This window comes from Limosilactobacillus secundus (assembly GCF_020784695.1).
In the GTDB taxonomy this organism is placed as follows: domain Bacteria; phylum Bacillota; class Bacilli; order Lactobacillales; family Lactobacillaceae; genus Limosilactobacillus; species Limosilactobacillus reuteri_F.
The window spans coordinates 26174-52120 of the sequence record NZ_JAJGUA010000043.1; the positions used below are offsets into that span (position 1 = coordinate 26174).

General features: G+C 33.8%; 20 protein-coding genes, 1 pseudogene and 1 other annotated feature. All 21 genes and pseudogenes read left to right on the top strand.

Annotated elements, in window-relative coordinates; genetic code table 11:
* Positions 1-588: 588 nt before the first annotated feature.
* The 21 genes and pseudogenes from rfbB (at position 589) to LMB57_RS08310 (ending at position 25890) form a co-directional block, all read left to right on the top strand.
* Positions 589-1629, top strand: coding sequence for a dTDP-glucose 4,6-dehydratase (gene rfbB / locus LMB57_RS08210; protein ID WP_229278179.1), 1041 nt, complete (start codon positions 589-591; stop codon positions 1627-1629).
* 159 nt (positions 1630-1788) lie between these two features.
* A pseudogene (gene rfbD / locus LMB57_RS08215) lies at positions 1789-2574 on the top strand (dTDP-4-dehydrorhamnose reductase).
* A gap of 104 nt (positions 2575-2678) precedes the next feature.
* Positions 2679-4163, top strand: coding sequence for an ATP-dependent nuclease (locus tag LMB57_RS08220; protein WP_229278180.1), 1485 nt, complete (start codon positions 2679-2681; stop codon positions 4161-4163).
* A gap of 227 nt (positions 4164-4390) precedes the next feature.
* Complete coding sequence (locus LMB57_RS08225) at positions 4391-5074, top strand: GntR family transcriptional regulator (RefSeq protein WP_229278181.1); 684 nt, start codon at positions 4391-4393, stop codon at positions 5072-5074.
* Between the two features lie 14 nt (positions 5075-5088).
* Positions 5089-6087, top strand: coding sequence for an ADP-ribosylglycohydrolase family protein (locus tag LMB57_RS08230; RefSeq protein WP_229278182.1), 999 nt, complete (start codon positions 5089-5091; stop codon positions 6085-6087).
* 24 nt (positions 6088-6111) lie between these two features.
* On the top strand, positions 6112-7485 hold the full coding sequence (locus LMB57_RS08235) for a purine-cytosine permease family protein (RefSeq protein ID WP_229278183.1): 1374 nt from the start codon (positions 6112-6114) through the stop codon (positions 7483-7485).
* On the top strand, positions 7482-8363 hold the full coding sequence (locus LMB57_RS08240) for a PfkB family carbohydrate kinase (RefSeq protein WP_229278184.1): 882 nt from the start codon (positions 7482-7484) through the stop codon (positions 8361-8363). Before LMB57_RS08235 ends, LMB57_RS08240 begins: the two co-directional genes overlap by 4 nt.
* 165 nt (positions 8364-8528) lie before the next feature.
* Positions 8529-9098 (top strand): hypothetical protein, encoded by a 570-nt coding sequence (locus LMB57_RS08245; RefSeq protein ID WP_229278185.1) that lies wholly within the window; start codon positions 8529-8531, stop codon positions 9096-9098.
* Between the two features lie 79 nt (positions 9099-9177).
* On the top strand, positions 9178-9426 hold the full coding sequence (mazE, locus tag LMB57_RS08250) for a type II toxin-antitoxin system PemI/MazE family antitoxin (protein WP_229278186.1): 249 nt from the start codon (positions 9178-9180) through the stop codon (positions 9424-9426).
* A complete protein-coding gene (locus tag LMB57_RS08255) occupies positions 9420-9776 on the top strand; it encodes a type II toxin-antitoxin system PemK/MazF family toxin (protein ID WP_229278187.1) in 357 nt (118 codons plus the stop codon). Before mazE ends, LMB57_RS08255 begins: the two co-directional genes overlap by 7 nt.
* Positions 9777-10300: 524 nt before the next feature.
* Positions 10301-11386, top strand: a complete 1086-nt coding sequence (locus LMB57_RS08260) for a hypothetical protein (RefSeq protein WP_229278188.1) — start codon at positions 10301-10303, stop codon at positions 11384-11386.
* A 17-nt stretch (positions 11387-11403) separates the two neighbouring features.
* Complete coding sequence (locus LMB57_RS08265; RefSeq protein WP_229278189.1) at positions 11404-13305, top strand: McrB family protein; 1902 nt, start codon at positions 11404-11406, stop codon at positions 13303-13305.
* Positions 13289-15019 (top strand): DUF2357 domain-containing protein, encoded by a 1731-nt coding sequence (locus LMB57_RS08270; RefSeq protein WP_229278190.1) that lies wholly within the window; start codon positions 13289-13291, stop codon positions 15017-15019. Before LMB57_RS08265 ends, LMB57_RS08270 begins: the two co-directional genes overlap by 17 nt.
* 642 nt (positions 15020-15661) lie before the next feature.
* Positions 15662-16468: a DUF4352 domain-containing protein gene (locus LMB57_RS08275; protein WP_229278191.1), complete on the top strand. Its 807-nt coding sequence runs from the start codon at positions 15662-15664 to the stop codon at positions 16466-16468.
* Between the two features lie 98 nt (positions 16469-16566).
* Positions 16567-16809 (top strand) — a binding site (T-box leader).
* A 52-nt stretch (positions 16810-16861) separates the two neighbouring features.
* A complete protein-coding gene (mmuM, locus tag LMB57_RS08280) occupies positions 16862-17794 on the top strand; it encodes a homocysteine S-methyltransferase (RefSeq protein ID WP_229278192.1) in 933 nt (310 codons plus the stop codon).
* Complete coding sequence (locus tag LMB57_RS08285; protein ID WP_229278193.1) at positions 17787-19190, top strand: amino acid permease; 1404 nt, start codon at positions 17787-17789, stop codon at positions 19188-19190. Before mmuM ends, LMB57_RS08285 begins: the two co-directional genes overlap by 8 nt.
* 78 nt (positions 19191-19268) lie before the next feature.
* Positions 19269-19526 carry a hypothetical protein gene (locus LMB57_RS08290; RefSeq protein WP_003667061.1) on the top strand — a complete coding sequence of 86 codons (258 nt, stop codon included), beginning with the start codon at positions 19269-19271 and terminating at the stop codon, positions 19524-19526.
* 87 nt (positions 19527-19613) lie between these two features.
* Positions 19614-21758 carry a YobI family P-loop NTPase gene (locus tag LMB57_RS08295; RefSeq protein WP_229278194.1) on the top strand — a complete coding sequence of 715 codons (2145 nt, stop codon included), beginning with the start codon at positions 19614-19616 and terminating at the stop codon, positions 21756-21758.
* Between the two features lie 301 nt (positions 21759-22059).
* On the top strand, positions 22060-23973 hold the full coding sequence (locus LMB57_RS08300) for an LPXTG cell wall anchor domain-containing protein (RefSeq protein WP_229278195.1): 1914 nt from the start codon (positions 22060-22062) through the stop codon (positions 23971-23973).
* A gap of 88 nt (positions 23974-24061) precedes the next feature.
* Positions 24062-24838: a tyrosine-protein phosphatase gene (locus LMB57_RS08305; protein WP_229271086.1), complete on the top strand. Its 777-nt coding sequence runs from the start codon at positions 24062-24064 to the stop codon at positions 24836-24838.
* Positions 24839-24987: 149 nt separating this feature from the next.
* Positions 24988-25890 (top strand): GH25 family lysozyme, encoded by a 903-nt coding sequence (locus LMB57_RS08310; RefSeq protein WP_229271074.1) that lies wholly within the window; start codon positions 24988-24990, stop codon positions 25888-25890.
* The last annotated feature ends 57 nt before the right edge of the window (positions 25891-25947 follow it).

Here is a 25947-nt window from a genome sequence, read left to right on the forward strand (position 1 = left end):
TTAAGCGTTATAAAGTAGTTTGGTCAGTTGATAATCCTTTAGCATTTCATGATACAAGTAATACAAAATTTAGGTCAAAAAGTCAGAAAATATTTAGCGTAAAGCTATAATTTATTTGGTGAGAACTAATTCCTCTCTTATGATCATAACAATTTATTAGAATATGGAAAACTAAAAAGGAAAGGAGTTAATATTATTAATACGCCTTAATCATGGCTAGGCTAGATCTCCTATAATGAGACCGTAATCAGTAAGGGGATTTTTATTTATGACAAAAAAATTCAAGATTTGCATGGTATTATACTTGATTATTTGTTAAAATATTTAAGCAACATAATTAAACTTCATTGAATTAGTGTCGATAAAGGGCACTTTTTTTCTTCTTAACACTAATGTTGTAATATGTGTGTCAACCTGTATCTATTACAGGTTTTTCTTTTACAACTACTATAAACAAGTGAAAACTATCATATATTAACATTGTAGCTAAATAATTGCATCGAGCAGTATCCTATATGGATAGGACTTTTTGTTTAATAGCAAATAAAGTAGATTAATTTTTTGTGTAGATAAAATATTTGAATTATTATGGAAATATTTAAGAATATTATTGCTACGGGAGGAGCCGGTTTTATCGGTTCCAACTTTGTTCACTATGTTGTTAACCACCACCCAGAAGTTGAACACATTACGGTTTTAGATAAACTGACTTATGCTGGTAATCCCGCTAATCTTGATGGCTTGCCAAAGGATAAAGTTGAACTCGTAGTCGGGGATATTTGTGATAAAGACTTAGTTGATAAGTTGGTAAGTCAAGCTGATGCCGTTGTTCATTACGCGGCAGAAAGTCACAATGATAATTCCTTGATTGATCCCGCCCCGTTCATCCAAACTAATATTGTGGGCACTTCAGTTTTAATCAATGCTTGTCGCAAGTATGACGTCCGTTACCACCATATTTCAACGGATGAAGTCTATGGAGATTTACCATTACGAGAAGATTTACCCGGTCATGGTGAAGGAAAAGGCGAAAAGTTTACTCCCGAATCACCATACCGGCCATCAAGTCCTTACTCTTCATCGAAGGCTAGCTCTGACTTGTTAGTGCGAGCCTGGGTTCGGTCGTTTGGCTTACGGGCGACGATTTCCAATTGTTCCAATAATTATGGCCCTTACCAACACATTGAAAAGTTCATTCCCCGTCAGATTACTAATATCTTAAGTGGCATTCGTCCCAAGCTTTATGGATCCGGTAAGAATATCCGCGACTGGATTCACACCAATGATCATTCGCGCGCCGTTTGGGATATTTTGACCAAGGGGAAGATTGGTGAGACTTACCTTATCGGGGCCGATGGTGAAAAGAACAATAAGGAAGTCCTCGAAATGATCTTAGAGTTAATGGGCCAACCTAAAGACGCTTATGACCATGTTAAGGATCGTCCCGGCCACGATTTACGTTATGCCATTGATGCCACGAAGCTCCGGACTGAACTTGGTTGGGAGCCCGAGTTCACTGACTTCAAGACTGGTTTACAACACACGATTGATTGGTATACGGAACACCAAGATTGGTGGAAAGATGAAAAAGCCGCGGTTGAAGCAAAATATGCGAAAAATGGTCAATAAGAAATAAAAAGAGTCGTGTTATTCCCGAATTTAAGGAATGCACGACTCTTATTTTAAAGGACAACAGAAGATTAGGATATTGAGAACTGTTGCCAAGTATTGATTATATCATCAATTTTAAGTAAATAACGAAAATTTTAATTTAACGGTCAACAATTACTGAACTTGCTAAATAAACATGAAATTGTATATAATTTTAAGCGGCCTGATATCACTGATCAAATCGTTGTAAATTAGAAGATTAGCGCCCTTAAGCCGGAAGTGAGCTATCATTGTGCTGCTTATACCGCCGTTGATAACGCAGAAGATGTTGCCAAAGACCTCAATTGGCAAGTAAACGCCGATGGTACGCGCAATGTTGCTGAGACCGCTAAAAGAGTTGGTGCTAAGATGGTTTACATCAGTACCGATTATGTCTTTGATGGGACTAATAAAGGCGAGTATGAAGTTGATGCGCCCACTAATCCACGAAATGAATATGGTAAAGCTAAACTTGCCGGTGAAAAAGTAATCCAAGAAACCCTAGCTGATTACTACATCATTCGCACATCCTGGGTCTTTGGTAAATACGGTAAGAATTTTGTCTACACGATGCTCCGCCATGCCAAAGACCATGATCAGCTCACCGTCGTTAACGATCAGTTTGGTCGCCCAACATGGACTAAAACGCTGGCCGAATTTATGACGTACTTAGTCGATCATGATCAGCCATTCGGTACCTACCAGCTATCTAATGAAAATAGTTGTTCCTGGTATGAATTCGCTACCGAGATCTTAAAGGATCAAGATGTTGAAGTCGCTCCCGTTGATTCTTCAGCATATCCGGCCAAAGCTTACCGCCCTCGCCATTCAATTATGAGCTTGGAGAAGGCAGAGAATACTGGTTTTGAGATTATGGATTGGCAGACTGCGTTAGGTGAGTTTATGGGGGAGATTGAAGAGTAGAGCGAAAACCGGCTTGGACGCCGGTTTTTTGTGTGATATTGTTATATAGTTAATAAATGAATAAGTAAATGTAATTTTACTTCCTATGTGGAGGAGTATATTTTATGTATATTAAAGCAATGAAAATTCAAAATTTTAAGTCATTTAAGGGTGCATTACCCTGGTTTGAATTTACAACAGGTATTAATTATATTGTAGGAAATAATAATGCCGGAAAGACAACAATTTTTAAAGCACTTGAATTTTTAATACATGGTGGAAATAAATCAGAAGTACTTTGTAATTCTTGTGAAAATAACGAAGATGTTATGGTTGAAGTATTAATTGATGACGTATCTGAATCACAAGAGGCAAGTTTGAAGAAATATAATAAATATATTAATAATGGGGAATTAAGATTAAAACGTTCTTCAAAAGAAGAAACAATAGAACAAAATGGGAAAAATGTTACTTTAACTATTAGAAAAATTCAAATTTGGAATGAAACCAAACAACAGTATGAAAATCCAACGGGATTTGATACAGCAATACGAAAACTAATTGATATTAGTCCTATTTATGCAGATATGCACAATGAAGACTATCAAGATTTTGGTACTACTAAAATTACAGGGAAAATAGTTAGGGCTGTTACTCAAAATTTTCAAAAGAGTGATGACTATCTAACTTTAAAAGAAAATTATCAGCGTGTCTTTGGCAAAGAAGGAATTCAAAGGTATTTAGATGATACTGAAACTTTACTTAGCAACCTAATTACCGATCAATTTGGCAATTCTAAAGTGAATTTTAGTTTTGAATTTCCAGAAGTAAATTCTTTGTTAAAACAAGGACAAATAAACGTTACTGAAAATAATAGCACTACTAGTTTAGCAGAAAAGGGAAATGGTTTACAAAGAGCTCTGGCTTTGGCCTTAATACAGGTATATGCTGATATGAACGCTAAAGATGATAATTCACCATATTTTATTGATGAGCCGGAAATATATTTACATCCACTGGCTCAAGATAAACTACTTAATTCATTTAAAAAACTAGCATCAGAAGGTAATCAAATCTTTATAACAACTCACTCACCCTATATAATTCGTCACTTTAATAGTAAAAAAGATTCACTAATAATAATTAAGATGAATAAAAATTGTCAAAAGAATATCCAGTATCAAAATGAATTACTCTTTAGTAATCCTTCTATTGGTGAAATAAGTTACGTAGCGTTTGGAGTACCTACAGTTGATTTCCATCAGAGATTATTTACTAAGATCTATATTCATTGGGTTATGAATAGGGATACGGAGGTTAAAGCAACTATTCCGAATTTTGAAGAAGAGTATTTAAAAAGATTAACATATATTAGCTCTAATCATCCTTTTATAGAACGTTATGTTAATACTATTAATCCTAGTAAAAAGAAGAGTGTAGAGAACGGTGGATGGGTTCCCAAGGAGAATCATACTTTACCATATATCATCAGAAATGAAATTGACCATCCTGAGGTATTGGAACAAGGCAAAAATACATGGAATGAAGAAAATCTACGTCAATCAATTGAGGATATGTTGCAAATTATAAAAAATGAAAACATTCAGTAAACTTAATGATTGATTGTGTAACACAGGACTAACAAATATCCTTTTTTGTATAAAAAATCTGGCGTGGAATCTCCATCCATACCAGAAAGTGTATCATAATTTACTAAGCAGCTTGTGCCTGGACTTTGGCATGAGCTGTTTATTTATTTCTTATCTAGAAAGCGCTTGCAAAAATAGTGATTAGTGTTAATATGTACTTGAGTACTCAAGTGGTAAGGATGAGAAAAATGTATTTAGATAGAAATAGTAATTTGCGTGCGCAAATAGTTTCAGCAATTCAAAATGATATTTTTACAAATAGGAAGGTTGGAGATAAGCTGCCTTCAGAAGCAGAATATGCGTCAGCTTTTAATGTTACTAGATCGACTGTTCAAAAAGCTCTCAAGGATCTTGAACAGATGAATCTTATAGAAAAAATTCAAGGTAAAGGATCTTTTGTTCATCAAACAAAACCTCATGTAAAATTATTTAATTTCAAAGGTTTTACCGACTATGCTCATCAAATTGGAGCAGAGGCAGTAAATAAGATTATTTCAGCTAAGGTTAATAAGGATCAATATATTCTTCGGCGGTTACGATTGATTAAAACTGATCAAAGCTTAACCCCGATGACACTTGATGAATCAATTATTAGTTTAAAAAAGTTTCCTGGATTAGATAAGTATGATTTTTCAAAGCAATCATTATATGAGGTAATTCGACAAGAATACAAGACTTATCCTTCAACTTCATCTCTTCGAATGACAGCAATTTCTGCTAATAAAGAAGAAGCAAAATTGCTTGATTGTAGTGAAAAAGCAGCTTTATTACAGGCTGAAGGAATCGTTCATGATCAAAGTGGTGAAGTTGTTGAAAACGTTAAGGTTATTTACAGTAATTATGCAGAATTTGATTTAACACTTGGTATGTAGGGAAGTGCATAGTGATGAGAAATAAAGATAAAATTTTAGGTGCATTATATGGCCAAGCAATTGGTGATGCAATGGGAATGCCTACCGAATTATGGCCAATCCAAAAAATTCAAGCAAAATTTGGTAAAAATATTACAACCTTTTTAGATGGAACAGAAGATAATGACATTGCAATTAACTTCAAGGCTGGAGAGTATACAGATGATACTAATCAGGCATTCGCTATCCTAGATGCCCTAATTGAGACTGATTGGCAACCAAACACGAAAGTGCTTGTTAAACATATTATGCAGTGGGCTGACCGTGTTGGGGCGTGGACTAATAATATTTTAGGACCAAGTAGCAAAGCGGCTCTTACCTTGGTTAAGGAAGGGAAAGATCCTTCTGAAGTTACAAAATCAGCATTAACAAATGGGTGCGGAATGCGTATTTCACCGATTGGGACACTATATACTCCAGAACAACTTGACGACCTCATTCAAATGGTTTATGAGGTTACTAAGATTACCCATTCTAGTGATGTTGCAATTAGTGGTGCAGCAATGATTGCTGGTGCAGTAACGGCTGCTGTTGCTGATTACAGCTGGGATGAAATTATTGAATATGCGGAGAAAGCCAATAACGCTGGATTTAAATTGGGAGCACCAACTTGGGCAGCTCACAATAAAGAACGCTTAGAAATAGGTTTATCACTTGCAAAAAAGTATGAGGGTAATGATGAAGCATTTAGCCGAGCAATTTACGATACTGTGGGAACAGGGACGATGATTTCTGAGAGTATTCCTGCCGCTGTTGCAATTGCTTATTATGCAAAAGATGTAAAGAAGAGTGCGATTATCTGTACTAATTTAGGTGGTGATACTGATACGATCGGAGCAATGGCAACTGCAATTTGTGGTGCTAAAAATGGTGCTAGTGCTATCCCGGAAGAATGGAAGAAATTAATTGATAGTAAAAACCCACAACATAATATAAAGGAATTTGCTAATAAGATTGCTGCTTTTAACGCTTGATGTAGAATACGGGGTGTGATTCTAATGGATAATGATTTTGTTAAAGTTCCCGAAAAAGATAAAACATTAAGTCCTGGTAAACTATTCTATAATTGGTTTGCCGCTAATATTGGGATTATGGGATTTGTTTATGGTGCAATCATAGTTAGTTATCATTTATCATTCTGGCAGTCAATTTCCGCGGCCCTAATTGGTGCATTGACATTTGCTATCCCAGGATGGGTAGCAATGATTGGTCGTCGCGAAGGTGTAACAACTTTTAAAATGAGTCGGGCAGCCTTTGGAACTTATGGTAATAAGATTCCGAACTTTATGGCCTGGTTAAATATGGTCGGTTGGTTAGCCGTTAATGTTATTACTGGGACACTTCTGTTTTCCGCTATGTTAAAAACAATTAAAATTCCACAAACTGTTTTTGCAAAGTTTATTTGTTTAGTGATTTTTGCGGGATTAGTTATTCTATCAGGTGTTTTTAAGGAAGACACATTAGCCAAAATTCAAACATGGTTAAGTTGGATTTTTGGTGCATTAACACTTGTAATGTTAATTATGTTTCTGATGAATGCTAATTGGCATGAAGCATTTACGATGAAATCAGGTAGTTGGTTAACAGGATGGTTGCCAGCTGTAGCATTTATTGCTGCTGGTTCAAGCATTTCATGGTCGATGGCTGCTGCTGATTGGGGCGCTTATGTACGGCCTAATACTAGACTATCAGCAACGTTTTGGAATACCACGTTAGGAGCAGCCACGCCTCTGTTTATTCTGATGGCTGGTGGAGTTTTACTTAGTACAATTTCTCCAAGCTTGGCTACTGCTAGTGACCCATATCAAGTAATGTATAATGCTATTCCTGGCTGGTTTGGATTTTTGTACTTCTTAGTAGCTGCGGGTGGTATTATTCCACAATGCTTAGTATCATTTCGTTCAGCTCGAATCAATCTTTCGACAATTGGGATTGAGGTCAGTCAAAAAACATCGCTCACTATTCATGCCTTAATTATTATTGTAATTTCTGTTTATGTTTTATTCATTTCAGGTAACTTTTTAACTAACTTTGAATTGTTCCTGAACTTCTTAGGAATTTGTTTAGCCTCATGGGTAGCAATTTTCTTAGTTGATAATGTTATTTACCGTCATGATGGATATGATGTCTTTTTGATGAAGGAAGATTCTCCTGTTCATTATAATTGGCCAGGAATTATTTCGTGGATTATTGCAACCGTCTTTGGGTTCTTATTTACTTCTAATGCCGCTTATAGAGGGCCATTTGCATATGGTATCTTTGAAAATAATAGTAGTTTGGCTGTTTTCGTTTCGGGAATTGCCGCTATTGTTGTAATGTTTGTGATTTCTCTATTTGTAAAGAAAGATAAGACAGGGGATGAAACTGCATGAACAAGAAAAGCTTAATAATTGGCGCTGCATTTGTTGATGTAATTATGGATGTTCCTAATATACCTACATCTGGTGGAGATATTACTGCTGATTTTAAATCTAATGATGTTGGTGGTTGTGCTTTTAATGTTTATGGTGCAATTAAACATTCTCTTGGAAAAGGTAGTGCTGATTTATTTGTCCCCATTGGTAATGGTCAATATGCACAAATTGTCCAAAAAGTAATGGAAAAACGTTCTATTCCAGTTTTATTACGTGATCAAAGAAAGGATAATGGTTGGGATCTTTGTTTGATCGAGCCGTCTGGTGAAAGAACTTTTATTACTGTTTCAGGAATTGAACAGTGCTGGAAAGATGAGTGGTTTGATAAGATTAATTTAGGTGATTATGATTACTTTTATTTAAGTGGTTATGAGATTGAGGATGAACAAGCTGCTAAGGTTATCTTGAGCAATTTAAGTAAACGTAATAAAGGATCATATCTTTTATTTGATGCTTCTCCCCGTATTAGTCATATTAGTAAGAATATTTTATCTAAAATTTTGAAAGCGAATACAATAGTGAATGCTAATCAAGATGAGATTGGTTATTTAAGCAATAAAGATACTTTAGAAGAACAATCTGCAGATATTTATAATAAAACCCATGCTCCTGTAATGATTACTTTGGGAGCAAAGGGAACCTATCTATATGATAAGCATGGTGGTCGATTAATCCCCGGCGAAAAAGTGAAGGTCGTAAATACTATTGGTGCAGGTGATACCCATTGCGGTGGTGTAATCGCCGGTTTGCAAAAAGAAATGAGTATTGACCAGGCTGTATCGCTTAGTAACGCATTGTCAGCCAAGGTTATTCAACAAGAAGCAGGAAGTTTGTAGTTAATGTAAGAAGTCTTCAATTATTAGGGAATACTCTAGGAATTGAAGACTTTTTAACTGCAACCTTCTGAACGTACGTTTGAGATAGGATAGAATTGGAAATATATTTTTGAAAAAGGGGGAATTGCTGACAAAAATGAAGGAGTAATGAACATTTCAATACCAATGGCAAATGCTTTTATTCGTTTAAGAAGTGGTAATAGAGAGAATAAAATTATGCCACTGCGTGATATTAAAGCACGTATTAATTTTTCGATAACAGAGGAGCAGAAAAAATCAACGGGTATATGTTGTTTTATGTATCTGCCGCTATCTAAATTTGATTGTAAAAAAGAAGAAAATATAATAAGAGCATCATTTGGTAAGAAATTACGTGAACATATTTTGAATTTCCTCAACAGTACTGAAGACGAAAAAGGAAAAAAGTGTGAAATAATGATGGTAGATAGCGTAGATCTAATTGAATTATTAGCTAATAATAAATTAGCGTATGGTCCTGTTTATTATTATGATAAAACAATTGATTTTATAAATACTAAAAATTTTTCACCAGTTTTTTGTAAGAGTAGTATTTTTAGCAATCAATCAGAATTTCGTGTTGTTACTAAACTTCCTGATGGTAAGGAAAGTATTAATTTATCCATTGGTCATCTTAATAGTGGAGTTATATTGGATCGAGATAGATTGGAAGATTATGAGATAGGATTTGGGAGTGTTGTTAATAATAGAAATTAAAGCATTCTCACAAAAATGTAATTACTTTTTTAATTACAAATGATATAATAAAAGAAAGTTGATGATAGGATGTGAGTATATGGATACTACAAAAGCTAGAATTCAAGGAAATGCAGTGGTAGTAACAATCCCTAAGTCGCTAGGTGTTGAGCCCGGTACAGAATATCGGTTTAGTAAAGAATCTGATGGTTCATTGAAATTAACACCAACTAAAAAGGTACCCGAAACCATGGCTGAACTTTTTAAGGGATGGCATGGTAAATACGAAACACCAACTGATTTGCAAGATTGGGATAGCCATGATCCAGAAGGTGAAGAGTTGTGGTAAAGACGAATGAAGCTACTAAACTAAAGCGAGGAAGTATTATTTATATTAACTTTGATCCTTCGGCAGGAGCAGAAATTCAAAAGCGTCGCCCAGCTGTGGTAATTAGTAATGATATTCTTTCGGAAACTTCACCTTTTGCATGGGTAGTTCCTATTTCGCATGGCACTTTTAATGGTGAAGACTATCCTTTACACGTCCAATTAGATAATCGCACACAGACAAATGGAACGGTTTATGTTGAGCAATTAAAATCGTTTGACTTTCATCAACGCAAATGGCAATTTGTAGAAACAATACCGGCTGATTTGTTTGCAGAAATCCAGAAAAAGGTTCAATTAGTGATTAAATGAGGTTATAAGTTTTGTCATGAAATAGGCATCCCTGTATTCTTTTATTGAGGATGCCTTTTAATTTATCCAACAAGCAAACAGGACAGGAAACCGTATTTTTATACTTTAGTGGTAACTGCAAACTAGAACTATTTAAATAACTACAAATAATTCAAGCATTTTTTGATCATTTACCGAACTGCGAAGACAAGGGGAGGAAGGTTTTATATATTATGGTCAAAAAAGTTCAAGTAAAATTCAGTAAATAATAACAGGGTTATGAATTACTATTTTTGGTAACTCATAACCCCAAGTTTTTCAATACGTACTATTATTAATATCTTCAAGACTTGTTGAGTGTGTAAGCAGGGCCCAAATTAGTATCTTAAAGTAATAGGAATATGGCCAATATGCTTCCCGTTTGATTAGTAGTTATGATTGACTGCTTATGTTTAATATACAAATTGTTTCAAAACATATGTTTGAATTTGAGAGTAATTACGGTAAAATATTATTGTATTTTATTGAAATAAGGTGGAGTTTAATTGGAATACAGTGATCAAAACTTGGAATTTTTAATAAAAAACATTCCAAATAAATATTTTTTAAATATAGTCAAAGAATCGGGTGGCTTATTAGGATCGCCAACGAAAAATTTAAATACTCAATATAAAAATTATTTGGTGAATAAAGCCTTAAAGAAAAATGTATCATTAAAAGTAAAGAAAGCAATTATTAATGAAATAACAAGGATAGTTAACGATTCTAATGACAATGATAATGAAAAATCAAAGTTATTTAGGAATTTAAGTAAAAGTTATTTAGAAAATGATGATAAAAAATTTGAAGATTATAAGCAAAAATATCTCCAAATAAAAAAGTATGAATTGAAAAATAAAACTACAGTAATTAAAAGTAATATAGAAAAAACAAACTTAGATAAAATAATTGAAAAGCAAAAACTAAAAATAAAATCTATAAATGAAAAAGAACAAGCAAATTTAGCAACTATTAAAAAATTAAAAAAAGAGGACGTTCTTCTAAAAAAAGATAATCAAAAGCAAAAACAATTGATAGCTAAGCAGAAAGAACAAATAATAAACTTACAACAAAAGATAAATAAAATTGAGAGTGAACTGAAACTAAAAAGAAGTGCCGATAATGACAATAATTTCACGGAAAAAGAAAATAAACAATTAATGTTAAAAATACATAGTTTAAAGGAAAATATAAGTAGTCTAAGAAAAGAAAATTCATTAATAAAAGCAGATAGAAACAAATTACAGGGGAAATTAACCGAATTAACTTGTAAGAGGTTTTTATTAATTGGGATGCCTATAGGATTTAAATATGGTTCTATAAAAATACCAGTGAATACTGAATTTAAAATAGCAGTTTCTAATAGTGTATATAGTATTTTTAATGATGAACAGATTATAGGTTATTCTTCTATTGAAGATATAATTCAGCAATTGAATTATCCAATAGATAAATATACGGGAATAATATTTTTTGATAGTGAAGTAACTCGTAAAGATATTATTGAAATAAGTGAAAAAGTTAATAAAAGCAAAATTCAATATGTTCACAATATAAATGAGCTTGAAAATGTATTAAATAACACTAAATAGCGAAATGAGGAGTAATAATGAATCAATTATTTATTGGTGTATGGAACCATAAGGAAAAAGATGGAACTATTTCAGATGAGGGAGGAGTTTTTACTGATAAGAATAAAAACGTAATGTTTAATTTACAAGTCTTGAATTCACTGGATAAAGAATATCGAGATAAACAAATTCATGTTTTTCCTAATGAGTTAGCCAAAATGGGCTTTCAAGATAATTATTATGATGATGAAGATACTAGGAAGTTAACCTTAAGGCATTATTTAAATGATAAAATTTTTATTTTTAAAATTGATGACAGGGAATTTGATAACCCACATGCTTATGATATAAGAACTCATATACGAAATAGTGATTTTTCTGTTAATGATACCTTTGAAGAAGTACCTATATTTTTTGATGATTCTAAAAAATTGAGTGATAAGTTATTAATTGGAGAGACAATTCGTTCTCGTGCTGTTAATCTAATTAGTGATAAAAAAGATAGTATTAGTTCATTTATGATCTCAAAAGATGAAAATTCGAACTTAATATTGTTTGAAGATGTTACTGCAATTAATACAGATGGTATAGAGAGTGTTCAATACCAAAAGCCAGATGATAATAACCCAATAACAATCCGAAAAATAACTAATAATAGTCAAATGGATAATTATTATTATGATAATGGAGATAGTAGTGATATTAGACATAATATTATGTTTATTCCTACTCGATATTTAAAAGGAGATCAACTGGATAATTTTGCAACACGTTACTCATTACTTACAGAAAGTAAAGACAATATGGTAGAAAATAGCAAGGTTCAAGATCCTGATTTGCTATTTTTAGATCAATTTAATAACGTGCTTAGGTCATCAAAATATCAATTATTACTTGATCAAGATGATATTGTAAAACTTCATACCTCAATTAAATCTAATTTATTAACTATACTTGCTGGACTTAGTGGTACTGGTAAATCAAGGATAATAAGAGCATATGCTGAGGCTTTAGGTATTGATAAAAACTCAGAGAACCGTTTTAAATTTATATCTGTTAAACCTTCTTGGCAAGATGATTCCGATTTGTTAGGATTTGCTGATACTATCAGTAATAATTATCGACCGAGTGATACGGGGCTTGTTGACACGTTAATTGATGCAAAGAAAAATAGTGATCAAATTTATCTAATTGTTTTAGATGAAATGAATTTATCAAGAATTGAATATTATTTTTCACAGTTCTTATCCGTTTTAGAAAGAGACAGTGATGAAAGATATTTAACTCTGTACAGTGACTATTTAGAAGCACGCTTATATAATAGTTCAACCTATCATGCCAGAATCATGATTCCAGAAAATGTAAGATTTATTGGAACAATGAATATAGATGAATCTACTTTTGAACTTTCCGATAAGTTGATAGATAGAGCAAATATTATTGAGCTTAATACGATTCCATTTTATGAAATTGAAAATATGAAACTAGAAAATTTAAAGCAAAAACAAGAGGAAAAGAACTGGCATAAATTTCCAGTAAGTCTTTTAAATCACTCAGCTCATGATATCAAATTGAATACAACTCAATTAAACTTTCTATGGGAGCTCCATGAGGCACTGAATCATGAATTACCTAATATTGGAGTTAGCTGGCGAAATGTTAAATTTATTGAAAAATTTTTGAATAGATTACCTTCAAACTACTTTAAAAAAATTGATGAAGCATTCGATTGGCAAGTGTCTGAACGTATCTTGACTAAATTAAGAGGGACAGATACGATGCTTTCGAATTTAATTTCTTATAATGAAAAAGATCATAAATTAAACGGGAAAATCATTGAGATACTTGATAAGTATGCAGATTTATCTCAATTTGAAGTAAGTCGTAAAGTGCTTCAAGTTAAAGTAAGAGAATTGGTTGTGAATGGTTATGCAAGATAATATTTTTTTGATAAATAAAAGTTATAAAAGAAAAATATTTGAGTTTAGCATTGATGAACTTAATAATAATTTTCAAGAAATATTTGAAAATTCAGAATGGGAGTTAATATTTCATGCACCTGAAGGTAGTAAATTATATATGGATGGACTCGATCTTATCCACGATGAACGTATCGTGAAAGATGCTAATGGAATATATATTACACCAAGTGATGATCCTTATTATATCTATAACCATAACGAAAATGAGAATAAATATTTGCCAGGTCTTTATCGATTAAAATTAGTGAATCAATCAACCGTAAAATATAGTTGGCTTAAAATAAAGCCTAAATTTTTAACGGAAAATTTATTAGAAGTTATGAAGCAAGATGTTGAAAATACAGTCAAAGGATTAGCACGTTCATTCCATGCAAATACTAATGGAAGCCTTTCAAATTATTCTTCTTTTTTAACATTTGAGGAGATTGAAGCTTTAACTATATTAAATAATAGTTATAAAGATTTTAATTTAAATACTTACTTTTTATCTCATTCACCAAGGGTAAGAGCTGGATCATATTATCATTGGACTAGAAATAAGAAAAGGAATTTAGATAACAAATCGATAAAAAAAATGAGTATTAAAAAGTATGATAAAGAATTATACCTTAAAGATTTTCATGCTACAGTTGATATTTCAGAAAATAGAGTTTTGAAAAGATTGCTGTTAGAAATATTACAAGTGATAATGAATGTCAAAAAGAGTATAGGGAAAATTCCTAAAAATTTGATGAGTTCAGATCTAAAAAAAGATTTTACATTACTTCAAAAATATTCATCTAAGTTAAATTATTTATTAAAGGAAGGATGGCTTCGGAAAGTTCAAATAGTTCAAAAAGAAAGGGGAATTAGTAATGCATATTTAGATTATCGATATATATTTTTTAAGGACTTGAATTGGAAACTAAAGCATATTTCTAATTTTCAACCGCAATTTAGCAGACAATATCAGTATTACTGGCATCGAACAGATCTTTTATATGAAATCTGGGGATATATTAAAGTTATTGAAGCTCTTAAGAGTCTTGGATTTACTCCAGTAAAAGGATGGATTTTTGATAATGTTGATTTGGATTTTCAAGAACTTAAGCCTGGAACTTGTGTTGAAATGAAAACCAATGGTATGTATAAGCATTTTATGTACCTAAAAATCAAGTATGATGATGAAGTTCTTCCTGAAGAAGAGGAGAAAGTTACGCTTTCAAATCCACTATGGCATAGTAGCCCTCATAATAGACCCGATATTAGAATTGAAATCTATGATAAAAACATGATTTTTCAATCTACAATTATCTTGGATACTAAATATAGACGATTAAAGAATATGAATAATTTTGGGAAAGCTGGAATAGTAGAGCAACTCAATGCATACCGCTACCAACTTTTAAGCCCTTATCCTTTTAGGGCTGATAGTTACCAAAAATATAATTTATTTCATAGAAAAAATGAAGATCATCAAGTTATAGATGTAGCTGCTTTATATCCAGGAGAACTTAATGATCAAGAAGAGGTTCTGAGTGAATTAAAAACTAAAAGTACAAAATCTATTGTATTAAATCCAAGGTTTCCTAATAACAGTTTATTGAAGAAATTTCTAAAAGAAAGTTTTAATCAGCAAGAAGAAACTTTTGAACAATTTGAAAAATGGGATGAATTCCTTAAAGATTTTTAATTTGATGTCAATAATTAAATAAGTTCTAGATGTAAGTAGGTAATAACAGTATGGATTGAAAAATAGAAGCATGAGTTACCTAAAATGGTATTTAGTAATTCTATTATTATGGTTTTACAATATTTGGTATTAATATAGAAATATTACTTGCTATACCAATATCAGCTATTGTAGAGTCCAGAAAGTATGAACGGTGCCCATTTGTATGGCCTTAAGGGTGAAGACTATCCTTTACACGTTCAATTAGATAATCGCACATAGACAAATGGAACAGTTTATGTTGAACAATTAAAGGCATTTGACTTTCATCAACGCAAATGGCAATTTGTAGAAACAATGCCGGCTGATTTGTTTGAAGAAATCCAGAAAAAGGTTCAATTAGTGATTAAATGAGGTTATAAGTTTTGTCATGAAACAGGCATCCCCGTATTCTTCTAGAGTGAGGATGCCTTTTAATTTATTCAATTTTTTTGCACAAATTATTGAATTAAAACAGCTAAGATCATTTAGCCATCATTTCTAGAATTTGGTACAATAAAATGGCTTTAAAACTTAATGGTCAATCGACGCAAAGTATTACGCTGATTGACCATTTTTTTATGGCATGAAATTATTATATTATTTCTTAGAGAGGGAGTAAAAATGAAAAAATACTGGAAATGGCTAGTTTTAATATTAGTGATTATTGTTGTAATTGTTGCAGGGATGATATTCTATCGTCGTGATAGTAATGGCAAACCGTTTAAGGCAAGCTTAAATCATTCGAAAGTTATGATGACTCCAGATTGGTATGCTAAAGTAACTCTTACTGCTAATAAGGGGACTACATACGAAGTTAAAAATAGCAAAAATAAGGTAATCCAAGGGAAATCAGAGACTAAAAATGGTAAAGCTGAAATAAGATTAAATGATACAGGTAATTACACCGTTATTGCCAAAAGTGATAATGGTCATGTGACCAAGAAGTTACCCGTGAAAGTTAATCATTATAAAGCAGCGCCAAATAAATGGACAAGTTCAGTAGGACCACTTCGGTTTAAGATTACTAGTGTTGAATATCAAAAGATGAAGAAGAGTGAGGCGAATAAGCCAGATAACAGTGGTATTGATGAGGCATACAAAGAATTAAATAATCATTATTATCAAGTTAAAGTAAATTACCTAGTAAAGAATAGTAGTAAAAAAGCAGTTAACCCTCAATATACTATTTGGATGCCAGAAGATGATAATGGACAAGAGTTTTCGACAGAAACTCCAAGTCCTGATGGTGGTGCTGTTGATACTATTGTTGGTACAGAAGCAATTAATCCAGGCAATAGTCGTAGCGGAAGTGTAACAATGTTATCTAATCACAAATTTACTGTTAGGCACCTTAAATTTAGTATTGAAGAAGTTCTTGGAAATGAAGGCAACCATATTGCTAAAGGTGGAGTAGCAGAATTAAAGTAAGTTTTTGAATCGTTAATATTTATTCTAAATTAAAATCACATTAAAAACACCCTTGACGAATTCGCCCTCACTCGTTATACTAATCGTAATTTATATGAGAATTCGCTGAGATCGAATGAGTAACTAATGATAGATTTATCAGAGAACTGTGGCTGGTGCAATGCAGTATTTCTAGAGTTAGTGAAGATGGTTCGTGAGCGATTGATCGGTGAATAATTAGCAGATCACGGCGTTGCTACCGTTACCCAAGCTGCAAATTTATTACTATGAATAAGTTTGTTTGAGTGCAGGATTTTAACTTTCCTGAATTTGGGTGGTACCGCGTATTGATCGTCCCTTGAAAAGACTAGTTTCTTTTTGAGGGGCTTTTTTATTTACGAGGAGGGGATAAAGATGACAAAAATTACGGCAGAATTGAATAAACCATTACTAATTGATGGCGCAATGTCAACGGCTTTGGAGCAATTAGGTGCTGATACCAATAACTCATTATGGACGGCGAGTGTTTTAGCTAACCAGCCAGCATTAGTTAAAAAAGTTCACCAGGAATATTTTAAAGCGGGTGCCCGGTTAGCGATTACTGATACCTACCAGGCAAATGTTCCGGCATTCATAAAGAACGGTTATTCAAAACAAGAGGCCCATTCATTGATTCAGCGAGCAGTCGTCTTGGCTAAAGAAGCGCGTGATGAATATCAGCAGGAAACCGGTATTTATAACTATGTTGCGGGCGCGCTTGGTCCTTATGGCGCTTATCTTGCCAACGGGAGTGAATATACTGGTGATTATCATCTCAGTACAACCGAATATCAACAATTTCATCGGCCACGATTAACTGATATTTTAACGGTTGGTGTTGATGTGATCGCGATTGAAACCCAGCCACGCTTAGATGAAGTATTAGCAGAATTGGACCTTGTCAAAGAACTGGCTTCCGATACCCTATGCTATGTCAGTTTTTCCTTGAAAGATTCCACGTGTTTGCCAGATGGAACACCATTAGCAGTTGCTGCCTGTACCGTTGCGAAGTATCCAAATGTTTTTGCGGTTGGCGTAAATTGTATTCCATTAGAAGAGGTAACAGCTGCCATTGAGACAATCCATCAGGCAACTGATAAACCGGTTATTGCTTATCCTAATTCAAGTGCGACTTATGATCCGACAACAAAAACGTGGAGCTATCCCCATGGACGTCGCGGTTTGGTTGATTACTTACCACAATGGCTCGCGGCTGGATTAACAATTGTTGGAGGATGCTGCACTACTACGCCACAAGATATTGCTGCCTTAGATGAGTACTTGGAAGGAGGAGCCCATCATGACTAAGAAAACGCATTTAGCTCGTGAAATGAGTGCTCGTCATATCCAGATGATTGCGCTTGGGGGAGTAATTGGGACCGGCCTATTTCTGAGTTCTGGTTACACGATTCATCAGGCTGGGCCGTTGGGAACCGTTATTGCTTATTTGCTTGGTGCTTTAATTGTCTATGCCGTCATGCTATGTTTAGGTGAGCTGAGTGTTGCGATGCCATATACGGGTGCTTTTCATGTTTACGCCAAAAATCTGATTGGGCCTGCTACTGGATTTACCGTTGCGATCCTTTATTGGTTGACCTGGACGATTGCGATGGGCTCCGAATTTACCGCAGCTGGCCTAATTATGAAGCGCTGGTTTCCCCAGATTCCGGTTTGGTGGTGGAGCTTGTTATTTATCATTATTATCCTCTTATCTAACATTTTTACTGTCAAAGCATTTGCGGAAAGTGAATTTTGGTTTGCGGTGATTAAAGTAGTCGCAATCTGCGCGTTTATTTTGTTAGGGGCTTTAGCAGTAATTGGTCTTATCCCGATTCAAGGTTATCATCATGCGCCTTTGCTAAATAATTTTACTAAGGATGGCCTATTCCCAGGTGGCTTTAGCGGCTTATTTATGACGATGTTAACGGTTAATTTTGCTTTCTCTGGGACTGAATTAATCGCCATCACCGCGGGAGAAACTAAGCATCCTGAAAAGACCCTTCCTAAGGCGATCCATACTACTTTATGGCGGCTAGTGATTTTCTTTGTTGGGAGCATGATTGTTATGGCTTCTTTGATTCCTTATCAAAAGGCGGAGGTAACGCAAAGTCCATTTGTCTACATTTTTAGCCAACTTGGAATTCCATATGCTGCTGATTTAATGAATTTTGTCGTCCTCACCGCGATTATCTCTGCCGCTAATTCTGGTCTATACGCATCAACCCGGATGTTATGGTCATTAGCTAATGAAGGAACGATTCCGGCTGTTATTGCCAAAACCAATAAGCGCGGGATTCCGGTTTTCGCATTGCTCTTAAGTATGCTTGGTGGGGTTTTAGCTTTGCTTTCTAGCATCTATGCGGCTGGAACAGTCTATTTAGTCTTGGTTTCTGTTTCTGGATTAGCGGTTGTCTTTGTGTGGATTGCGATTTCCCTATGTGAACTCATTTTCCGTCGCCGCTTTTTAGCAGCTGGTCACCAGTTAAGTGAGTTAAAGTATCGCACGCCATGGTATCCGATTGTTCCATGGTTTGCGTTTATTGCTAGCAGCCTTTCTTGTATCTTAATTTGGTTTGATCCGCAACAACGAATTGCCTTGTATTGTACGATTCCCTTTGTAATTGTTTGTTATGCTGCTTATTATTTACAAACCTTGTGGCGCAAGTATACTACAAAGAAAAAGGTTTCAACAGTTGTTAAATAGATGTAAAAAAGCTGTAATTAAAAAATTCATAACGTGTAGTAAAATGTACGAGGATAATTTTTAGTTAGGAGATATAAAATGCATTCACTATTTTTACTACAGTTGATTCAAGCAGTCTTAGTAGCAATCCAATTAGTAATGATCTTCTCAGCTAATAAAGTTAAGCGAGAATGGTTAACGGTTGGCCAGCTTTGTATCGCGGTCGTAATCTTAGCCGACTTATTTTCAGAATTGATCTTCTTCAGTTATACAAGTGTCCTTACTGGCTGTGTACTATTCCTCCAGTTATTCTTGCTCCCAATGTTTTGGAAACAGCTAAAGGCATTTGAAGAATAATATAAATAGGTAGAAATGAAAACGCACTTCTTGTGGAAGAGGTGCGTTTTTGGCATTAAATATAGGATGGATAGGAAGAAATGAAAAATGTATAGAAGAAGTATAGATAATAATACATTAGGAGATCTTACTCCTAAAGATGATTTAGATGTTCCTACATATAAAGAAAAATTAGATAATGCTATAAATAACGATGATTTAAATGTAGGAATAATAGGACCATATGGAATTGGAAAAAGTTCAATATTGAAGAGTTATTTAAAACAGCGTGAAAATGAATATCCTTTTTTCATAAGACTTTATAATTTATTAGTAGGAAAAATAAGGACAAAAACTTTTAATTTTAATTTTTTTAGAAAAATCCTTGATTATGAATACATATCTATTTCTAATTTTATTAATTTAAATAAAAATCAAGAAGAAATAACAAATGACTTACAAAGAATTATAATAAATTATTTATTATCAGATAAAGAACCTGCTAACTATTCAAAATCAAGATTATTCAGAATTGGACGTTATGGATCTATAGTTAAATTTTTGGTAATTATTTTATTATCGCTTTATGTAATTGAAAAATTATTCGTTAAACAAATTTTAGAACTAGTAAATAATATGTGGAGTATAGTTTTTATATTATTAATTTTTTATGTAGTATTTTCTTGGAAAATTTACGATAGTATAAGCGGAAAACAGATAAAAAGTATTAAGGAAAGCTATAATGTTGGAGGATTAAAGACTGAAGTTGAATTAGCTAATAATAAAAATGTTGATTTGTTTTTGCTATTTAATGATGAACTTAGATATTATTTTAAAAAATCTCATAAAAAAATAATTGTTTTTGAAGATCTAGATCGGTTTGCATCACCATTGATTTTTCAAAGATTACATGAACTTAACGATAGGATCAATCAGGGTTTAATAAATAAAGTTGTTTTTATATACGAGTTGGATGATTCAGTATTCACAAACGATAGTAAGGATTATTTAGCTCAAGCCGAAGTAAGAAATAAATTTTTTGACACGAGTATATCTATCCCTCCTAATAGAAATTTGAAATCAACATTCTCGTTTTTTGAAGAAGAAGGATCTAAAAGTTCAGTGCTTTGTAGTAATTTATCATCTTTAGAGCCAATTATAAGAGCAATTTCGTATTTTATTATGGATATGAGAACAATTAAAACAATAATTGCAGATTTTGATCTAGTATTTAAAAATTTAAAAAGAGAAAATATTGAAATTGATTGTAAAAAATTATTTGGAATTATAGTTTATAAAAATTTATTTTTTTCTGACTACAATAAAACAAGTATAAAAGAATCTAAACTTGAGAAATTTTGTAGTCTACAAGTAAAAATAAGGAAAAGACTAGTAGCAATCAAAGCTGCCGAAAAAATAACAATAGCAGAATTTGAGAAATTTGAAAATGATTATCTAAATTGGAATTTAGATAGAGTTATTTCAGAACTGAATGCTAAAGAGAGCAATTATTTGTCAAACAGTGATAAAAAATTAATAAAGTTCTTTTTAGAAGGAAACGAAATTATTCGCTATTTGACGATTAATAATTTACTTGATTATGAAGCTTATAGCTACTTATCACCTTTGGATTATTTTAATAACTTAGATTCTACAGATATAAAATTTGTCAGAAAAGTATTAAACAAGAAAGTGCCAGGATTTAAAAATCTATGTGTTGATACGCATGATGAATATAACGTAACAATGGCATTAGATAAAGCTAATGCGAATTTTTCTTATGCACGTTCCGTTAGTCTACCGAGGTATTTAATAAGTACAGGTGATACAAAGAATATTGAAAGAGCATATTCAATTATAGAGCAAGCAGTTGAAGATAATGACTACCTCTATCTAAATAATATATTGTTTGTTGATTACGAGAATTTTGTTTTCAAATGGTTACTTAATAATCATTTGAAAATATTCAATTATATTACTAAAGATTTTTGTAATTCTATTTCTATTAATAAAATTATTAAATATCTAAATGAAAATAGTGAGAAAACTGCAAAAAGATTATTTCATGTTATTGAAACCAATGGAATAATAGATGAATTAGAATTTAAAAAACAATTAGTAAATTTTCTGCAAGAAAATACGAATGGGAATTCACGTTTTATTTTAGAAAATTTTAATCATAAATATGATGATCTTTCTTTTATTAAAGATGAAAAGATTAAAAACGAACTAATCAAATATGGATGGAATTAAATGATAATGGAATAATAAGCACACTTACTACTTTAGATATATGGGTTTCAAATAAGAATAATTGTTTTAGCGATTAGAATAAAAAATGTAAAGAGAAAACAAAAGATTATATTTAAACATAGTGGATTTAATAAATTAGATTAACCATTTTTTCTTGTTTACTAGTTATCCAGGATATTTACCAGAACATTCACGAAAGTAGTATAAAGTATGCTAAAATGATAAAGATTATTAAGACCAATCAACGTTATGCGCTGACTGGCCTTTTGTAATTTTAAATATAATTAAGTGGGTTTTATTTATGAAGAAAAGTAAATTAAAGAAGAGTTTAGCAACAACTGCGACGGTGATGGCTGTTACAACGGGGGTGACGGCCATTAGTAATTCCGCCAAAGCTGAGACAGTACAAAATAGTAAAAATACTATTCAACAAACACTGCTTGATGCGAACCAACAAGCTCAGCAAAATGTTTGTGTAGCCCAAGACGCGGTTAATAAAGCAAATACAGACGTAGCAACCGCAAATAATGACCTTAATATTGCTAATCAAAATTTGGTAGACGCGGATCAAAATGTTGATCTAAATAAGAATCAAGTTAAACAGACGAAAGAGCAATTATCATCTCTTGAGCAAACGAAAGAAAATGCTCAACAAGTTTTAACTAACGCTCATGATGAATATTATGAACTATTGAAACAACCAGTTAATATTTCATACACGGCATTTTCTGGTGGTGGATTGAGCGTTTATGAAGGATCAATGCTTGATTATATTGCTTATGATAATCAAGGAAACCTAATTTCTAAGAATCAAGCGTATGAAAATCTCCTTGCGAATGACTATCAAGGAAACATTGATTTATTGAAAAAGATTATTGCCAAAAACGAGAGAACCATTAATTACCTGAAAATGGGTAGACCATTTGAAGATAATATTAGGAATCTTGAGCAAGCAAGATTAACGGTAAAAGAAGAACTAGAAGAATTATATAAACTTGCAGCAGCGCAAAGAGAGGGAAAATATTATAAGCCTAAAGATGGTATCGGGTTGGTAAATATCGATTCATACGGTTTATCGTATTCTTATAGTTCCGCTAATTATAATGAATGGTATGATGTTGACAAAATTGATCATACAAAGAACTTAATTGAAAATCACGAGGAAGCTCTAAATAAAATTCAACAAAGATTAGCCGAATTACATAATAAAATGCAGTCGGCTGTTGAAAGGGCCGAAAAAACCTCCATTGCTGCTCAAGAATTACTTCAAAAGTTAGAGCAGATTTCACAACCGCTTATTACTGCTACTCAACAAATTAAAGATGCCGAAAGTGCAATGTCACAAGCTAAACAAAATCTTGCGCTCCAAGAAGAACTACTTACTCAGGCCAAAGATAAGCGCAATGTGATGCAATCCCAAGCAATCAATGCGCAAATGAAGCTCTTACAAGCCATGCTCAATAAGACAAATTCACAAGAAAAGTTAGCGTCAGCAAAAGAGAAACTTTCTACACAAACTGATGCCTTAAAGTATAGTTCGCTAATCACTCTTGAACCACTAACTGTTGCGCCAGGAGTAACTCCTGCTCCTAAAGTTACGACAGCGATTGCGGTTGCAAATGATGATCATCAGAATAAAGCTGTTATTACTTTGCCCGGCGATGAACAAGAAAATAAGCTACCCCAGGGAACAAAGGTAGTGTGGAAAGATGATGCTAAAGTTGCGGCCGACCTTCAACGTCCCGGAAAGCATACTGAAGATGTCTTAATTGTTTTTCCTGATGGATCGGTAATTTTAACTAGCGAGCAAGTTACTGTTTCCGCAACAGAAAAACAGGCAGACGCTGATAAAAATACTTCGCCTGTACAAGAAACGGTTGATATTGCCCAAGAAAATAGTATGCGTGCGAATGAGGTTCCTGCCCAGATAGTAGAAGTTGAAGTTAATGATGATAATCAAACCTCAGCACCAGAAATATTGGTGACTCCGCAAACCAAGCAAAATACCGTCCAACCAAACGGAGTAATAAAAGATCAGGCAGCTCTGAATAACATTGCCCAGCCTTCATTAGCTAAGTCTTTTGAGAATAAGACAACAAATAATGTTTTGCCACGAACCGGGGAGGAATCTTCACTTCCGATTATTGCTCTCGGCGCCGTTATTGGTTTAGTAGGAATTGGTGCAACTCTCAAACGGTACGAACAAGTCTTATAATCTGTGAAGTTTTGTCCTAAGTCCCTATAAAATCCTGCTATAACTTGCTATACTTAAAATATTAATATGTGAAAAAGGGATGAAAAGAATGGTAATGGTCGATTTGCATTGTCACCTTCTGCCAGGGATTGATGATGGTTCAAAAAGTATGGAGATTTCATTGCGACTTGCAAAAGAAGCAACAGAAAACGGGGTTACCCATGCACTTTTGACTCCTCATCATATGAACGGGCACTATGTAAACCATAAACAAGACGTTTTAGCGCGAACAAAAGGATTTCAAGAAGAGCTGGAGAAAAATAATATTCCATTAACTGTCTTTCCGGGACAAGAAGTGCGGATTAATGGTCAGTTAATTGAAGCTCTTGATAATGACGATATTCTATTCGCTGATGAGAGTGGAAAGTACATGATGCTGGAATTTCCAGACAATGATGTGCCTCATTACACTAACCAGATGATTTTTAATCTTCAACAACGGGGGATTACGCCAGTCGTTGTTCACCCTGAACGGAATACCAAGATCATGGCTGAACCAGATTTGCTTTATCAAATGTTAGAAAAAGGGTGCCTGTCACAAATTACTGCTAGTTCCTATGTTGGTACATTTGGTAAAAAAGTCGAAAAATTCAGTAAAAACCTAATTGCGGCTGGTCAAGGATATATCTTTGCTTCTGATGCTCATGACCTTCCAGGACGGAAATATGAAATGCGGCAAGCCTTTGAAAAATTTTCACATGAATTTGGCGCTGACGTTGCTCAAGAATATCAAGATAACGCGCGAGCCATCATAAACGGAGATGAAATTGGTCGTCATCAGATTAAGAAGGTTCAGCAACGTAAGAAATTGTTTGGGTTGTTTTAAAAAGCTAAGATTAGTTCAGAGACTGTGACATAAATCAAGTTACTTTTATAAAAGACAAATAGCGTAGTACAACAATGGTCTCCATCGCTCGGTAAACCGAACATTGGAGGCCTATTATTGCTTGCGGGGATCGAAAGAGGGATAAATTGATGGCGTTATATTTTACAGACGTTTTTTCAGGAAGTGCCGACTGGATCGTGACTGACCCTCATGCACAAGGCACGATTGTTAAAGTATCACAAGGGACAAGCTATCTAAATCCAAAGTACCAATACCAATATTCGTTGGCAAAGAATGCGGGGCGGCTTTTAGGACTCTACCATTATGCTGGTGGTGGCAACCCAATCGCGGAAGCAAATTATTTCTTATCGCATATTCAAGATAAGCTTGGACAGGCAGTTTTAGCCGTTGATTGGGAACAATATCAAAATGCTGCCTGGGGTGATACGACTTGGGTACAGCAATTTGTTGATGAAATTCACCGCCAAACGGGGATATGGCCATTGATCTATGTTCAAGAATCAGCAATTTGGCAAGTTGCAAATTGTGTTAGTGATTGTGGCCTTTGGGTAGCCAAGTATGCTTCGATGGACTGGCATTCGTGGACAGTTCCGGCAATGACAGTTAATACGAGTCCATGGCAGACATATACTCTTTGGCAATTCGCGGGGGATGATGAGGACCGCTCAATTGCAACTGTTGATCGTAAGGGCTGGGAGTGCCTTGCTAATCCAACTGGTCAAGTTGATGTTAAGCCAACCCTGACACAAAATGATTCGTCAACGTGGACAGATTCCTTGGGCGATGAGTGGCACCGTGAAAAGGGACGTTTTATCACGGATCGCATTCTTGATTTACACTGGGGTGCACTGCCGACATCTTCTGTGATTGCGACCTTGCCAGTTGGCTCTGTCATTGATTATGATGCCTGGTCACGTCATAATGGCTATGTTTGGTTACGCCAGCCCCGCGCAGATGGTCAATATGGCTATCTTCCATGCCGAAACGCTGATAGTAATGAGGCATTTGGTAAGTTTGAACCACTTAGTTAAGAAGCTAGTTCCACGTATTATTCGTGAAAAAAGGTGAGGCTGGGAGAAAAAGTTTTC